This window comes from Streptomyces sp. NPDC006711 (assembly GCF_042869775.1).
Classification (GTDB): domain Bacteria; phylum Actinomycetota; class Actinomycetes; order Streptomycetales; family Streptomycetaceae; genus Streptomyces.
Map to the genome: position 1 here is coordinate 416671 of NZ_JBIAGO010000002.1, position 15025 is coordinate 431695.

The window sequence follows — 15025 nt, forward strand, 5'->3', positions numbered from 1 at the left end:
TGTCGGAGCGTGGCGAGGCGCGTGTGCCTGAGAGCGCTCTCGGCGTTCCCGAGCCGGCGCCGGAGCGTGGCGGGTGCGTGTGCGTGGGAGCGCTCTCGGCATTCCCGAGCCGGCGCCGGACCGTGGCGCGGGACAGCGTGTGAGAGCGCTCTCAGGCCCCGCCCCGCGCCGCCACCCCTCCCCCCTCCACCCGTCCACCCCACCCGGCCGCGATTCACCCGGTGCCGTACCCGCCGGGGCGGCCCCCGCCGTACCAGACTCGGGGGTACGTGACCCAGCGCCACCCCAACCAAGGAGTTCCACGTGAGCCGAGCCGGCCAAGCTACGCACACGCCCGTCGTCGCCGTTCTGGGCACCGGCATCATGGGGGCAGGCATGGCCCGCAGTCTGCTGCGGGCCGGGCTGACCGTACGGGTCTGGAACCGGACCCCGAAGAAGGCCGAGGCGCTGGCCAAGGACGGGGCATCCGTACACGCGGGCCCCGACGAGGCCGTACGCGGCGCCGATGTCGTCCTCACCTCGCTGCACGACGGCCCGTCCGTCGCCGCCACCCTCGCGGCCGCCTCCCCGGGCGTGCACGCTGGGCAGCCGTGGCTTCAGACCTCCACGGTCGGGCCGGACGCGACACTCGAACTGGCCGCGCAGGCAGGGGAGTTGGGCGTCGCGTACTACGACTCCCCCGTGCTCGGCACCCGTGATCCCGCCGAGCAGGGCAAGCTGACGGTCTTCGTCTCCGGGCCGCCGACGGCGCGGGAAAGCCTCGCGCCCGTACTGGACGCGATCGGCCAACGAACCGTCTGGGTGAGCCACGACCCGGGCGGCGCCTCCCGCCTGAAGCTGGTCGCCAACACCTGGGTGATCAATCTGGTCGGCGCCGTCGCCGAATGCCTCAGCCTGGCCGAGGCCCTTCAGGTGGACCCACGCCTCTTCTTGGACGCGCTCTCAGGCGGCCCCCTGGACACCCCCTACTTGCACGCGAAGTCTGCCGCACTGCTCACCGGTGATCTGACGCCGAGCTTCGCGCTTTCCAGCGCCCTCAAGGACACGCATCTGATCCTCAGTGCGGCCGAACAGGCGGGCGTACGGCTCGATTTGACTGAGGCCTCGGCGGAGCGCTTCGCGCGCGCCCAGGCGGCCGGGCACGGCGACGAGGACATGATCGCGACGTACTTCGCGGGCCGCACGGAGAAGTGAGCGGCCCCGGCGCTCCCCGGCCGGCGCCCAGCGACGCCCCGCCGGAGCCCCGCCGCGCCCCGCCAGGCCAGCGCCGGGGCACCGCCGCGCCACCGCCGGACGCCGTCCCCGCCCGCGAACTCCGGAAAGAAGGGCGCGGGCGGTTCGATAGCATGGCTCTGCCCGTCGGGCGGGGGCGGCACGCGATGCCGGTCCCGGGACGGGCCCTCCCTACCTGGGTTCGCCGCGGCCAAGCCGCGGTGCCGCACGTACGAACATAAGGAGCATCCGAGGATGTCTCGACACCTGATCACCAGCGCGCTGCCGTACATCAACGGGATCAAGCACCTGGGCAACATGGTCGGGTCGATGCTTCCGGCGGACGTGTACTCCCGCTACCTGCGCCAGCGCGGTCACGACGTTCTGTACATCTGCGCCACCGACGAGCACGGCACGCCCGCCGAGCTGGCCGCGAAGGAGGCGGGGGTGTCCGTCGCCGAGTTCTGCGCGCAGGCCCACGACACCCAGAAGGCGATCTACGACGGCTTCCAGCTGGCCTTCGACTACTTCGGCCGCAGCTCCTCGCAGCAGAACGTCGAGATCACGCAGCACTTCGCACGGAAGCTGAAGGAGAACGGTTTCATCGAGGAGCGGGCGATCCGCCAGGTCTTCTCGGTCGCCGACGACCGCTTCCTGCCGGACCGCTACATCGTCGGCACCTGTCCCCACTGCGGGTACGACAAGGCGCGCGGCGACCAGTGCGAGAACTGCACGCGCGTCCTGGACCCGACCGACCTGCTGGAAGCGCGTTCAGCGATCAGCGGCAGCAGCGATCTGGAGGTCCGCGAGACGCGGCACCTGTTCCTGCTCCAGTCCAAGCTCCAGGGCGAGGTCGAGGAGTGGATCGACCGGGTCGGCGGTGAGTGGCCCCAGCTGGCGTCGTCGATCGCCCGCAAGTGGCTGACCGAGGGCCTGCATGATCGCGCGATCACCCGCGACCTGGAGTGGGGCGTTCCGGTTCCGGCCGACACCTGGCCGGAGCTGGCCGCCGAGGGCAAGGTCTTCTACGTCTGGTTCGACGCGCCGATCGAGTACATCGGCGCCACGAAGGAGTGGGCGGACCTCAACCCGGAAAACCGTGACTGGCGGTCGTGGTGGTACGAGCCCGAGGGCGCGGCGGACGTGCGGTACACCGAGTTCATGGGCAAGGACAACGTGCCCTTCCACACGGTGATGTTCCCGGCGACCGAGCTGGGGGTGCGCGAGCCGTGGAAGAAGGTCGACTACGTCAAGGCCTTCAACTGGCTCAACTACTACGGCGGCAAGTTCTCCACCTCGCAGCGCCGTGGTGTCTTCACCCACGACGCCCTGGAGATCCTGCCTGCCGACTACTGGCGCTACTTCATGATGGCGAACGCGCCCGAGTCCGACGACACGTCGTTCACCTGGGAGCACTTCACCGCGACGGTCAACAAGGACCTGGCGGACACGCTCGGCAACTTCGTGAACCGCGTTCTGTCGTTCTCCCGCAAGCGCTTCGGCGACGAGGTGCCGGCGGGCGCGGCGGCCGGGGCGCCGGAGGAGAAGCTGGGCGAGGAGATCGCCGGGCTGCTCGGTGAGTACGAGGGCCACATGGAAGCGCTCCAGTTCCGCAAGGCGGCGGCGTCCCTGCGGGCGCTGTGGTCGGCCGGCAACTCCTACCTGGAGGAGAAGGCTCCCTGGCTGGAAATCAAAACCGATCCCGAGGCCGCCGCGCTGACGCTGCGCACCGCGATGAACCTGATCCACCTGTACGCGGTGGTGTCCGAGCCGTTCATCCCGGCCTCGGCCAAGGCCATGCGCTCCGCGTTCGCGCTCGAGGAGGTGGCGCCGTCCGCCGCGCGGGCGACCTGGGTGACGCCCGAGAAGGCCAGGGCCCTGGACGCGGTCCCCGCTGGGAGCGCTTTCACGGTCCCGCCGGTGCTGTTCGCGAAGATCACGGAAGAGGACCTGGAAACGTTCCGGGAGCGCTTCGGCGGCGCTGACGACGCCTGATCGTGTGCCGGACGGTCCGGCGCTTCCGGACGGTCCGCCGGTTCCGGTCGGTCCGCCGGTTCCGGTCGGTCCGGCGCACCAGACGGCGCTGGCTCGCACCGCCAGGCGCGGCCGCCGTGCCGGGCGGACCGGCGGTCCCGGCAGTCCCGGCAGTCCCGGCAGTCCCGGCAGTCCCGGCAGTCCTGGCGGCTGAGCATCGGGGGCCGGGCCCGTCCGTCCGGCGCGACAGGTCGGTCACGCCCGCGACACCACCGCCCGTGCCACCACCGCACGGCCCCGCGACACACGCGCGGGGCCGTGCTGGGTCTCAGGTGGTGAGCAGTCCCGGGTCGCTCACCCCGGTCGCGCCGGTCTCGACGTGTCCGGCGAACCGGCGCAGGAATGTGGCGTCCGCGTCGGACGTCACCGACACGTCGTACCAGTTCTTGCCGGCGCGCAGGGCAACCGTGTACCGGACGGTCGCGCCGGCGGCGACGGTGAAGGTCTGGGTCGCTCCCCCGTAGGCCGCGGCGTTGGCGACCGTGAGGTGGACCGTGCCCTTGCCCGCGTTGGTCATGGTCAGGTCGAGGTTTCCGGTGCCCGCGTTGTGGCGGGCGGTGACCTCGGGCCCCGCGGTCTTGCCGGGGTTGCGGAAGGTGCGCAGGAACCCGTTCGGTCCGTAGACGCTGAGGTTGGTGACACCTCCGGAGTAGGCCGTGTTCCAGGTGTCGGAGACCGTCTTGCCGGCCTCGGTGGTGTAGGTCCAGGGGCCGTCCGTACGGTTCGGCGAGGTGACAAGGAACTGGGCGCCGGCCGAGGCGCCGCCGCCGAAGGTGAGGGTGAACTTGCCGGTGCTCACGTTCGCCGCCCCGTCGACCAGGGGCGCGTAACGCAGCGGCCGGGTGGGGCGCGATCCTCGTTCCTGCTTGGGCAGGGTGCCGGTGGTGGGCGGCACCGGCACGAAGTCGGGGTGCCGGTTGTGGTCCGGCGGCACGTACGCGTCCGTCGAGGGCAGCGTCGGCGCCGACGACTGGGTGCGGCTGAAGTCGAACGCCGACGTCAGGTCGCCGCAGATCGCCCGCCGCCACGGCGAGATGTTCGGCTCGTGCACACCGAAGCGGCGCTCCATGAACCGGATGATCGACGTGTGGTCGAGGGTCTCCGAACAGGTGTAGCCGCCGGTGCTCCACGGCGAGACGACCAGCATCGGCACCCGCTGCCCGAGACCGTAGGGCCCGGCCGCGTAACTGGCGTTGCCCGCGAAGTAGTCGGGCCCCGTCTCGACCGTCGAGAGGCCTTGGTTGGCGTTGGCGGGCACGTAGGGCGGCACCACGTGGTCGAAGAAGCCGTCGTTCTCGTCGTACGTGATGAACAGCGCGGTCTTGGCCCATACCTCCGGGTTGGCGGTGAGCGCGTCCAGGACCTGCGAGATGTACCAAGCCCCGTAGTTCGCGGGCCAGTTGGGGTGTTCGGTGAAGGCCTCGGGGGCGGCGATCCAGGACACCTCGGGCAGCGTGCCGGCCTCGACGTCGGCCCTGAGGACGTCGAAGAAACCATCGCCGTTCTTGGCGTCGGTGCCGGTGCGCGCCTTGTCGTAGAGCGGGTCGCCGGGCTGCGCGTCGCGGTAACTGTTGAAGTAGAGAAGGGAGTTGTCGCCGTAGTTGCCCCGGTAGGCGTCATTGATCCAGCCCCAGCCACCGGCGGCGTTCAGACCGTCGCCGACGTCCTGGTAGATCTTCCAGGAGACTCCCGCCTCCTCAAGACGCTCGGGGTAGGTGGTCCAGCCGTACCCCTTCTCGTCGTTGCCGAGCACGGGTCCGCCGCCCGTCGCGTCGTTGCCCGTGTAACCCGTCCACATGTAGTAGCGGTTGGGGTCGGTCGAGCCGATGAACGAGCAGTGGTAGGCGTCGCAGATGGTGAACGAGTCGGCGAGCGCGTAGTGGAACGGGATGTCCTCACGCGTGAGGTAGGCCATCGTCGTGGACGTCTTGGCCGGGATCCACTGGTCGTACTTGCCGCCGTTGAACGCCTTGTGGCTGCCGTTCCAGTCGTGGTTGAGGTCCTGGATGAACTGGAGTCCGAGTTTGTCCGCCTTGGGCCGGAACGGCAGCACCTCCTTGCCGGCGCCGACCTGGTGGAAGACGGACTTGCCGCTGGGCAGCGTGACGGGCCGCGGGTCACCGAAGCCCCGGACCCCGTTCAGGGAACCGAAATAGTGGTCGAACGAACGGTTCTCCTGCATCAGGACGACGATGTGCTCGACGTCCTGGATGGTGCCGGTGGTGCCCGCGGCCGGGATGGACGCGGCGCGCGCGATGCTCTGTGAGAGCGCGGCGAAGGCGGCGGTGCCGCCCGCGAGCTGCATGAACCGGCGCCGGTTGAGTTCAGCCATGAGTGGGGGCCTCTGCAAGCGTGAGGGAACAGGGGGCGAGAGGGGTGTATCAAGAACACCCAAGCCCGCGAAAGCCCCCATGTCGTCACTGTGACACTCAGTGGTACGGCAAAAGAACAGGAACCCCACGTGGCGGCGGCCCTGTTGCCGCGGCGAGTCGCGGCGGGCGTACGCCATCCAGAGGCGGGCGGGCGCCTAGGCCATCCAGAAGAAGACGGCGGTCATCCGTTTGTCGTCGATGGTGCTGCCGCAGTAGCCGGTCGCGCTGTGCATGGTGTTGGCGGTGTAGAGCAGCAGCCGGTTGTAGCGGTGCGCGACCCGCACGTCCTCGGTGAAGGAATCCGGGGGTACGAAGCGCGTTCCGAGTGCTTCGACGAGGTTGTTGTGGGGTGCGGTGACCATGTTGCCGCCGAGCACCCCGCCGGGCAGGCTCTGCCGGTAGAAACTGGTGCCGCAGTCCTTGGGTGCGCGCGGGCTGAGGTAGAGCACCGCCGCGTAACGGCACAGCGCACGCGAGTCGGTGTGGGGCCGGGGCTCGCTTTCGCCCGCGCCGACGACCTGGACGCAGTTGTGGTTGAGGGTCGCGCCCCCGGGCGCCGTCGCCTGCCACAGCTCCTTGGCCCCCGTGCTGGCCTTGACCAGACGCTCCACCCGGGCCAGCTCGGCGGGCATCAGACCGGGCATGGCGCGCAGCCCCGGCCAGGACTCCGCCTTGTACGGATACCCTTCGACCCAGTCGTCCTTGGCCACACAACGCGCCCTGATTTCGTCGATGTTGGGCAGCACATCGTCCAATACCCAGTAATCCCGGCCAAGTTTGGGCTTGCGATAGGGAAGGACCGGGAGCGCCGGACGAATGGGGGGCATGCCGCCGACCATACTGGCAGGTCACGCCGTGCTTTCCACTGAACGGGTCAACCTTTCGCCAACACAAGGGAATTGACACGGGTACGTTTTGGGAACGGGCTCGTAAATGTCCGCCGGGCAACCGCGCGCAGTGAAAGCCGAGGGCAAGAAAAGGCCATGCGCGGGCAAGGGAATGCCCCTTGTTTCGTCAGGGACCCGCCCGACGCGGGTCGCCCGGTCGGCATGGGGCAGCCGGCGGGTTGGGGTGCATGTGGCCGACTCGCGTTCCGATTGGTACGAGCTGTGAGCCGGCGGGCCGGATATGCCGGCACCCGGCGGGCCGGGGTGGGGCGGGCCCAGGAACGGCGCCGGGCCGGCGCGATGGCGTACGACGCCCACGCGTAACCCGTGCGAAGTCGATAAGAGGCCCGGTCCCGCACGGGACCAACAAGCGGGCTGAGAGCGCTCTCGGGTAGGGCCGCGTCGCACCCGCACCCTGCACCCGCTTCCTGCACCCGCCTCCGCGCCCGCCCCGCCCCCGGAGCCCGCGTCCGCCCCGCTCGCTCGGGCCTGGCCGTAGGCTCGGGGGTGATATGGACGAGCATTCGACTTCGCGCTGCCACCCCGCCCCGCTGGCACCCAAGGCGGACAAGGACACCGTGCGTCGGCACAACCTCAGTCTGGTGTTGCGGGCCGTGCACGACGAAAGCGCTCTCAGCCGCGCCGGGGCCGCCGCTCGCACCGGCCTCACCAGGGCCGCTGTGTCTTCGCTCGCCGATCAGTTGATCCGCAGCGGGTTTCTGACCGAGTCGGGCAAGTCCTTCAGCGGGCAGGCGGGGCGACCGGGAACCATGCTCACCCCGGCGCGCACCGGAAGGGCCGGGGCCGGAGTCGAGGTCAACGTCGATTATGTCTCGGTGTGCGTGGTGGACCTCGCCGGGACCGACCGGGTACGTCTCACCGAGCATCTGGACAACCGGGGCGCAGCGCCGGCCGATGTACTGGCCCGGGCGGCCGGGATCGCCGTCCGCGCGCTGGACTCGGCCGCCGAGCAGGGCCTGCGCCCGGTAGGCGTGGAGCTGGCGCTGCCTGGCCTCGTCTCCCGGGGCGCCGTACGCCAGGCGCCCAATCTGGGCTGGCGCCAGGTCGAGGCCGAGGACTTGTTCGGCCGGGCTCTGCGCACGCTGCACCCCAACTCCCCTGCCCCTGCGGTCACTTCGGACAACGAGGCCAATCTCGCGGCACTGGCCGAGCTGTGGTTCGGTGAGGCGGCCGGGCGTGTGGACCACTTCCTCTACCTGAGCGGAGAGATCGGCGTGGGCGGGGCGGTCGTCGTCGGTGGCGACCTGTTGCGCGGCGCGCACGGTTTCGCCGGGGAGATCGGGCATGCCGTGGTGGACCCGGACGGTCCCGAGTGCCGGTGCGGTTCCCGTGGCTGCCTTGAGCAGTACGCGGGACAGCTCGCGCTGCTGCGGTCGACGGGGATCGCGCAGGACGCGGGTGCGCCGGGCGTGGTCGAACTGGAACGCAGGGCGCGCGCGGGCGACGCGAGCGCTCTCGACGCACTCGCCCTGGCCGGCCGGACCCTGGGCATCGTCCTGTCGGGTGCGGTCAACCTACTCGACCCGGACGCGGTCGTATTCGGTGGCATCTACCGCACGCTTGCGCCCTGGCTCGGGCCGGCCGCGGAGCGGGAACTGTCCCGGCGAGCCGTGTCGGGCCTCTGGCTCCCCGAGAGCCGGCGCCTGCGGGCGTCGTCGCTCGCCGGGGACGCGGCGCGCGGGGCGGCGGCCCGCGTCGTGCGCCGAGTCATCGCGGACCCGCTCGCCTACGGATAGGCAGCCCGACGCCTCGCCCGTGGGCGACCTGTCAGCTCCGCCACTCGGCTCCGGCCCCGGCTTCGCGCCGCCCGAGGCCGACCCGGACCCTCACTCCGTGAGAGCGCTCTCACGCCCTGGCTCGGCCGGCCCCCGACCTCCGACCCCGGCCCGCCCCTTCCACGGCACGCCGCCCCACCGCACGAAGCCAGCCCACCGACCCCGGCCCGCCCCTCCCACCACACGCCGCCCCACCGTAGAAGCCAGCCCACCGCACTACGCCACACCACCCCACCACGCCACGCCACACCCCACCGCGCGCCACAGTCACTCGCACCACCTCGCCGCACCACCTCACATCCCCCGCCACACCACACCACCTCGCTTGCATAAACATTCGGGATGATGAATACTCTTCCCATGTCCAAGGTTCTCACCTCCCTGCCCGCCGGCGAGCGCGTCGGCATCGCTTTCTCCGGCGGCCTCGACACCTCCGTCGCGGTCGCGTGGATGCGCGACAAGGGCGCCGTCCCGTGCACGTACACCGCCGACATCGGCCAGTACGACGAGCCCGACATCGCGTCGGTGCCCGGTCGTGCGCAGGCCTACGGTGCCGAGATCGCGCGCCTGGTCGACTGCCGCGCCGCGCTGGTCGAGGAGGGCCTGGCCGCGCTCGCGTGCGGTGCGTTCCACATCCGCTCCGGCGGCCGCGCCTACTTCAACACCACGCCGCTCGGCCGCGCCGTCACCGGTACGCTCCTGGTCCGGGCGATGCTGGAGGACAACGTCCAGATCTGGGGCGACGGCTCGACCTTCAAGGGCAACGACATCGAGCGGTTCTACCGTTACGGTCTGCTCGCCAACCCGCACCTGCGGATCTACAAGCCCTGGCTGGACGCGGACTTCGTGACCGAGCTCGGCGGCCGCAAGGAAATGTCGGAGTGGCTGCTCGCCCACGACCTGCCCTACCGCGACAGCACGGAGAAGGCGTACTCCACGGACGCCAACATCTGGGGCGCCACCCACGAGGCCAAGACCCTCGAGCACCTGGACACCGGTGTCGAGACGGTCGATCCGATCATGGGCGTACGGTTCTGGGACCCGTCGGTGGAGATCCCCACCGAGGACGTGACCATCGGCTTCGCGCAGGGCCGCCCTGTGACGATCAACGGCAAGGAGTTCGCCTCCGCCGTCGACCTGGTCATGGAGGCGAACGCCATCGGCGGCCGCCACGGCCTTGGCATGTCGGACCAGATCGAGAACCGGATCATCGAGGCGAAGAGCCGCGGCATCTACGAGGCGCCCGGCATGGCGCTGCTGCACGCCGCGTACGAGCGCCTGGTGAACGCGATTCACAACGAGGACACCCTCGCCCAGTACTACAACGAGGGCCGTCGGCTCGGCCGGCTCATGTACGAGGGCCGCTGGCTCGACCCGCAGGCGCTGATGGTCCGCGAGTCGCTGCAACGCTGGGTCGGTTCCGCCGTCACCGGCGAGGTGACCCTGCGGCTGCGGCGTGGCGAGGACTACTCGATCCTCAACACCACGGGTCCCGCCTTCAGTTACCACCCGGACAAGCTGTCGATGGAGCGTACTGAGGACTCCGCGTTCGGTCCGGTGGACCGGATCGGCCAGCTCACCATGCGCAACCTCGACATCGCCGACTCGCGTGCCCGCCTGGAGCAGTACGCGGGCCTGGGCATCGTGGGCACCGCCCACCCGGAGCTGATCGGCGCCGCGCAGGCCGCGGCGACCGGCCTCATCGGCGCCATGCCCGAGGGCGGCGCCGAGGTCATCGCCTCCCGTGGCGAGGTCTCGGGCGACGACGAGCTCCTTGACCGGGCGGCGATGGAGTCCGGCACCGACTGATCCGGCACCGACTGGGCGCAGCGGCGCGACGGCGCAGCAGGGCGACCCGGCACGGCGGGACCACGGCACATCGGCGCGGTCCGGCCCCGACCGGGCACAAGGGCGGGCCGCCCTTGTGCCCGGCGTGCGGGCCTACTTGGACGAGGGCGAAGGCGATGTGGAGGCGTGAGGCTCCGTCACCGGCAGGTTGTACACATGGCCCGGTGTCACGATCTGGGTGATCGCCCGGCCGAGGAGCGTGGTCGGCTCGTGCTTGTCGTGCACGATGTCGGTGTTGATCAGCACGACAAGCGTGGCCTTCGCCTCGGGCAGGTACATGGTCAAGGACTCGTAGCCGGGCAGTGAGCCGTTGTGGCCGATCCAGCCCTGCACGTTGAAGATGCCCAGACCGTAGGACGCGCCCTGGATGGTCGTCGGGACCGACTTGAGGCGTTGCGCCTGCGTCTGCCGGGACAGCAGGGTGCCGGTCGCGAGCACGCGCGCCCAGCTCCTCAGATCGTTGAGGTCGGAGATCATCGCGCCGGCCGCCCAGCCCCAGGACGGGTTCCAGTCGGTGGTCACCGCGACCTTTCCGTTCAGGGTCTGGTTGGTGTAGCCCTGGGCGTGCGGGCTGGGGAAGGCGGCGTCGGTCGGGAAGCTGGTGTGGGTCAGGCCGGCCGGCTTCAGGACCTTCTGCGTGATGTAGTCGTGCAGGGGCATGCCGCTCTGCTTCTCGACGACCAGGCCGAGCAGGATCAGGTTGGTGTTGCAGTAGAAGAAGACCTTCCCCGGCTGCGAGAGCACCGGGTGCTTGAAGGAGTAGTCGAGCAGTTGTCGCGGCGTGAACGGCTTGGTCGGGTCGGAGAGCATCGCCTTCACGAAGCCTTCGTCCTCCGAATAGTTGAACAACCCGCTGCGCATCTCCGCGAGTTGACGGAGCGTGATTTTGTCCCCGTTGGGCACGCCGGAGATGTACTTGCCGATCGGGTCGTCCAGGTGGACCTTGCCCTGGTCGACGAGTTGCAGCAGCGCGGTGACCGTGAAGGTCTTGGTCTCGCTCCCGATGCGCATGTACATGTTGGTCTTGATGGGGGCGCCGGTCGCCTTGTCGGCGACGCCGAACGCGCGGACGTAGTCACCCTTGCCGGGCGCCGAAAGGCTCACCATCGCGCCGGGGACGTTCGCTTCCCGCATGACCTGCTTGACGGCGGTGTCCAGGCGCGCGGCCACGGCCGGGCTCAGCTGGGCGAAGCCGGAGTCGCTGGAGGCCGACGGCGAGTTCGACGCGGACGTCGAGCCGGAAGGGGACGGGGACGAGCCGGAGGAGGACGGGGAAGCGAACGGCGAGTTCGACGCGGTCGCCGTGGCCGATGTGCGGGGTGAGGGCGGCGGGGCCGTCACCCCGTACGCGCTCGTGGCCGCCACCGGCACGGTCAGCACAGCGGCCGTGGCGACCCCGGCACACGTTCTGCGCCACTGGTTCTGTGAATACCTCACGGGCAGGCCTCCTGCCTGGCGAAGGCGCCCCGGCCGGGCAACCGGCCCGGCCCGGGCCGAGGGACAGCACTTCCTCCCACGCTAGGCCCGAGCACCCGCCCTCGCATGGCGGCGCCGAAGTTGCGCGGCCACCCCGTCCATGGCACCCCATCCATGGCAGCCCATCCATGGCAGCCCTGGCCGCCGCGCGGTTACGCTCGCGCCATGCACGTTTCCTGGGATCCGGCCGCGCCCGGCGTGCTCCTGTTGCCGTCGGGGCGGCTGGTGCGCGGCAGAGGCCTGCGCCACCCACTTCCCGCCGGGCCACGGCCCGAGTTCGCACTCCACCTCCTCGGCCGCCGCCCAGGCCCCGTCGACTGGGACAGCCAGTGGCTGCGCTGGCCCGACTTCTGGCTGCCGTCCGACCGGGCCGGCTTCGCCTCGGCGCTGAGCACGCTGCTGGCCCGCGCCGGGAACGAGCGGGTGGAGGTGGCCTGCGGGGGTGGCGTGGGCCGCACCGGCACCGCCTTGGCCTGCCTCGCCGTCCTGGACGGCGTCCCCGCCCGAGAGGCAGTCACGTTCGTACGGGAACGTTACGACGGCCGCGCGGTCGAAACCCCCTGGCAGCGGCGCCTCGTGGCGAACTGGGAGCCGGCCGCGCCCTGAGGGCGTTTGCCAAGCCGCAGGACGGGCTACGGCGTCTCACGCCCCGAGCCGCGCGATCGCCTCCTCCGTGACCGGGGTGAAGAAGTTGACGAGGTGGCCGTCGGGGTCGCGCAGCAGCAGTGAGCGGTTGCCCCACGGCATCGTGGTGGGCTCCTGCACGAACTGCGCCGCGCAGCCCGCGTCCACCAAATTCCGGTGCACCGCGTCCACGTCCCGCACGCGGAACTCCAGGATGACGCTCCGGTTGTCGGCGGGGCGCGCCGCGCCGGGCGCGAACATCGCGACCGTACGGGTGCTGCCGATCGCCAGGGTGGCCGTGGCGGTCCTGAGCTCGGCGAAGTCGTCGGTCGCCCAGCGGGCCCCCACCCCGGTCGCGCGCTCGTAGAAGCCGACGAGGCGGGCGATGTCGTCGGTGATGACACGGATCGAGACGAAGTCCATGGTGCGCTCCGAGGGGAGAGAGGGTCGGTGGTTTCGGCGCGTTTCCGCGTCTGTGACCTCATACGTTATGACCAATACCGGACAGAACCCGCCCGGTATGGGCGGCATACTTTCCGGCATGGCCCGACCCACAGCCCGCGTGCTCACCCTGCTCGAACTCCTTCAGTCCGGCGGCACCCGCACGGTGGCCGAGCTCGCCGGTCAGCTCGGTGTCGACGAGCGCACGGTGCGGCGCTATGTCCAGCATCTGCTCGAACTCGACGTACCCGTCATCTCGGTACGCGGCCGCTATGGCGGTTACCGCCTTGCCCCCGGATACCGGATGCCGCCGCTCATGCTGAACGACGAGGAAGCGCTCGCCGTCCTGCTGGGCCTGGTCGCCGGGCGGCGAGCGGGGCTGATGACGAGCACGGGGGTAGCGAGCGAGACGGCGGCGGCGAAGGTACGGCGTGTGCTGCCCGAGCGGCTGGGCCGGGGACTCGACGCCGTCCTCGACTCGCTGGCGTTCACCGACCCCGGCGCCCCGGCAGCCCAGGCTGCCCCGCCCGACACGCCCGGCACGCCCGAGCGGCCCAGCACGCCCACCGGACCTGGGGCGCAGGACCCGGATCCCGCGGGCCTCTCCACTCCCCTCTCCGCCACCCCTGCGGCCCCTCCCCCCGCTCCCCCCACCGCTCCCCGCAGCGACGTTCTGCTCCCACTCGCCGACGCCGTACGCCACCACCGGCCGGTCCGCCTGCGGTACGCCTCCGCCACCGGCCGGCACAGCGAACGCACCCTGCACCCGTACGGCCTGGTCACCCATGCCGGCAGGTGGTACGTCACCGGCGCCGACCCCGCGATCGGTGAGGACCGGATGTTCCGGCTCGACCGTGTCCTCGACGCCCGCACCCTGCCCGGATCGTTCGCGCCGCCCACCGAACCCGGCCCCGGTCCCGGCGAGCGGGTCCTGACCGCTCTCGCCACGGCTCCGTACGCACACGAGGTGAGCCTGCGGATCCAGGGGACGGCCGAGCAGATCCGGCCCCGTCTGCCGGCCGCCCTCGCGACGCTCACCCCCATCCCCAGCGCCAAGGGCGGGGAACAGGACGCCCAACAGGGCTGGTTGCGCGCCGAGTTGAGAGTCGAACGCCTCAACTGGCTGCCCGCCGTGCTCGCGTCCCTCGACCGGCCGTTCGTCATCGAGCGGCCCGCCGAACTCCGTTCCCTGGTCGTCGACTTCGCCGAGCGCCTGGCCCGTTCGGCGCGGCCGCCGGACCACGAGGGCCGCTCCTGAAGCCTTGCGACACTGGTCAGATGAACCGTGAAGAGATTTCCCGCATCGCCCACACCGGCCACCCGATCGCGGCCCCCGTCGACGACGACGCGGTCCGCCGCCTCCTCGACCAGGCCGTCCCGCGCGAGGACGCGCGCGTACTCGACCTCGGCTGCGGCGGCGCCGAGTGGCTGCTGCGCGCGCTGGCCACCCACCCCCGCCTGCGGGCCGTGGGCGTGGACACCTCCGAGCCCGCCCTGGCCCGCGCCCGCGAGGAGGCCCGTGGCCGGGGCGTGGACGCACGTCTGACCCTCCACCAGCAGGACGCCGCCCGATTCACCTCGGCCGACCCCTTCGACCTGGTACTCAACGTCGGCGCCGGGCACGCCCACGGGGGCCTGCTCCCCACCCTCGCGGCGGCCCGCGCACAGCTGGCGCCCGGCGGGCGCGTGCTGGTCGGCGACGGATTCTGGGAGCGCGCCCCCTCCCCCGAAGCCGTCGACATGCTGGGCGAGTTGAGCGATCTGCCGACCACACTCGACGCCGTCGTCGCCGACGGCTGGACACCGGTGGGCGCCCACATCAGCACGCGCGGCGAGCTCGACGCCTACGAATGGTCCTGGACGGGATCGCTCGCCTCCTGGGCCCTCGACCACCCGCACGACCCGGACAGCGCGCGGGCCCTGGAGACGGCGGCCACCCACCGCACCGAGTGGCTGCGCGGCTACCGGGACTCCTTCGGCTTCGTATGCCTGGTGCTGCGCCCGACGCCGTAGCAGCGCCCAACTTCCTGTCGCCATAACGGCGTTGTCGCACGACTTCCGGACATCCACACCCGCCGGGCGCCCGGTCGCCCGGTCCCGCCGGGCCCGTCGCCGGGTCCATGACCTCGCCCCTCGCCGCCCGCGACACCCAGGAATTGCCTGCGGTTTACCCGCGCTCCCTTCACAAGCCATGTGACATATGCAATTTTACAGACGCGCACGAGCGAGCCGCGTTCATGCCAACTGCACCGTACGGCCCGTGGGTTCCCGGGTCCGCTTCGTCACGCCCCGTCACCCGGGGGCGGCGGGCGGGCCCGGCCCCCGGTATCCCCCA

The 15025-nt window shown here is 71.1% G+C and carries 11 protein-coding genes; 7 read left to right on the forward strand and 4 right to left on the reverse strand.

Annotated features, from left to right (window positions below; all coding sequences use genetic code 11):
• Window positions 1–303 precede the first annotated feature (303 nt).
• On the forward strand, window positions 304–1194 hold the full coding sequence (locus ACFYM2_RS05925; protein WP_388833690.1) for an NAD(P)-dependent oxidoreductase: 891 nt from the start codon (window positions 304–306) through the stop codon (window positions 1192–1194).
• Window positions 1195–1467: 273 nt separating this feature from the next.
• On the forward strand, window positions 1468–3207 hold the full coding sequence (gene metG / locus ACFYM2_RS05930; RefSeq protein ID WP_358993561.1) for a methionine--tRNA ligase: 1740 nt from the start codon (window positions 1468–1470) through the stop codon (window positions 3205–3207).
• Between the two features lie 307 nt (window positions 3208–3514).
• Here metG and ACFYM2_RS05935 read toward each other — a convergent pair whose 3' ends face one another.
• Together ACFYM2_RS05935 and ACFYM2_RS05940 are read right to left on the reverse strand one after the other, a co-directional pair.
• Window positions 3515–5578 (reverse strand): phosphocholine-specific phospholipase C, encoded by a 2064-nt coding sequence (locus tag ACFYM2_RS05935; protein ID WP_388833694.1) that lies wholly within the window; start codon window positions 5576–5578, stop codon window positions 3515–3517.
• A gap of 195 nt (window positions 5579–5773) precedes the next feature.
• On the reverse strand, window positions 5774–6445 hold the full coding sequence (locus ACFYM2_RS05940; RefSeq protein ID WP_350233596.1) for a DUF6445 family protein: 672 nt from the start codon (window positions 6443–6445) through the stop codon (window positions 5774–5776).
• Window positions 6446–7017: 572 nt separating this feature from the next.
• Between ACFYM2_RS05940 and ACFYM2_RS05945 the strand changes: the two genes are divergently transcribed.
• Both ACFYM2_RS05945 and argG read left to right on the forward strand, forming a co-directional pair.
• On the forward strand, window positions 7018–8262 hold the full coding sequence (locus ACFYM2_RS05945; protein WP_388833697.1) for an ROK family protein: 1245 nt from the start codon (window positions 7018–7020) through the stop codon (window positions 8260–8262).
• Window positions 8263–8661: 399 nt separating this feature from the next.
• Window positions 8662–10110, forward strand: coding sequence for an argininosuccinate synthase (argG, locus tag ACFYM2_RS05950; RefSeq protein ID WP_350233594.1), 1449 nt, complete (start codon window positions 8662–8664; stop codon window positions 10108–10110).
• A 132-nt stretch (window positions 10111–10242) separates the two neighbouring features.
• On the opposite strand, the gene ACFYM2_RS05955 is transcribed toward argG, so the two are convergent.
• The gene (locus ACFYM2_RS05955) at window positions 10243–11529 is read right to left on the reverse strand and encodes a serine hydrolase domain-containing protein (protein WP_388834243.1); all 1287 of its coding nucleotides are present in this window, start codon (window positions 11527–11529) and stop codon (window positions 10243–10245) included.
• Between the two features lie 261 nt (window positions 11530–11790).
• Here ACFYM2_RS05955 and ACFYM2_RS05960 point away from each other — a divergent pair, with 261 nt between their 5' ends.
• On the forward strand, window positions 11791–12231 hold the full coding sequence (locus ACFYM2_RS05960; RefSeq protein ID WP_388833700.1) for a protein-tyrosine phosphatase family protein: 441 nt from the start codon (window positions 11791–11793) through the stop codon (window positions 12229–12231).
• A gap of 36 nt (window positions 12232–12267) precedes the next feature.
• Here the strand turns inward: ACFYM2_RS05960 and ACFYM2_RS05965 are convergent, their stop codons facing one another.
• Window positions 12268–12672 carry a VOC family protein gene (locus tag ACFYM2_RS05965; RefSeq protein WP_358993578.1) on the reverse strand — a complete coding sequence of 135 codons (405 nt, stop codon included), beginning with the start codon at window positions 12670–12672 and terminating at the stop codon, window positions 12268–12270.
• Between the two features lie 118 nt (window positions 12673–12790).
• Here ACFYM2_RS05965 and ACFYM2_RS05970 point away from each other — a divergent pair, with 118 nt between their 5' ends.
• Together ACFYM2_RS05970 and ACFYM2_RS05975 are read left to right on the forward strand one after the other, a co-directional pair.
• On the forward strand, window positions 12791–13948 hold the full coding sequence (locus ACFYM2_RS05970; RefSeq protein WP_388833703.1) for a helix-turn-helix transcriptional regulator: 1158 nt from the start codon (window positions 12791–12793) through the stop codon (window positions 13946–13948).
• Between the two features lie 20 nt (window positions 13949–13968).
• Entirely contained in the window at window positions 13969–14703 is a 735-nt protein-coding gene (locus ACFYM2_RS05975; RefSeq protein ID WP_388833706.1) for an SAM-dependent methyltransferase, read from the forward strand.
• The last annotated feature ends 322 nt before the right edge of the window (window positions 14704–15025 follow it).

Bases quoted from the DNA above. Each gene is read 5' to 3' on its own strand.
- metG (WP_358993561.1), top strand. From the start codon at position 1,468: ATGTCTCGACACCTGATCACCAGCGCGCTGCCGTACATCAACGGGATC.
- ACFYM2_RS05935 (WP_388833694.1), bottom strand. From the start codon at position 5,578: ATGGCTGAACTCAACCGGCGCCGGTTCATGCAGCTCGCGGGCGGCACC.
- ACFYM2_RS05940 (WP_350233596.1), bottom strand. From the start codon at position 6,445: ATGCCCCCCATTCGTCCGGCGCTCCCGGTCCTTCCCTATCGCAAGCCC.
- ACFYM2_RS05945 (WP_388833697.1), top strand. From the start codon at position 7,018: ATGGACGAGCATTCGACTTCGCGCTGCCACCCCGCCCCGCTGGCACCC.
- argG (WP_350233594.1), top strand. From the start codon at position 8,662: ATGTCCAAGGTTCTCACCTCCCTGCCCGCCGGCGAGCGCGTCGGCATC.
- ACFYM2_RS05960 (WP_388833700.1), top strand. From the start codon at position 11,791: ATGCACGTTTCCTGGGATCCGGCCGCGCCCGGCGTGCTCCTGTTGCCG.
- ACFYM2_RS05965 (WP_358993578.1), bottom strand. From the start codon at position 12,672: ATGGACTTCGTCTCGATCCGTGTCATCACCGACGACATCGCCCGCCTC.
- ACFYM2_RS05970 (WP_388833703.1), top strand. From the start codon at position 12,791: ATGGCCCGACCCACAGCCCGCGTGCTCACCCTGCTCGAACTCCTTCAG.
- ACFYM2_RS05975 (WP_388833706.1), top strand. From the start codon at position 13,969: ATGAACCGTGAAGAGATTTCCCGCATCGCCCACACCGGCCACCCGATC.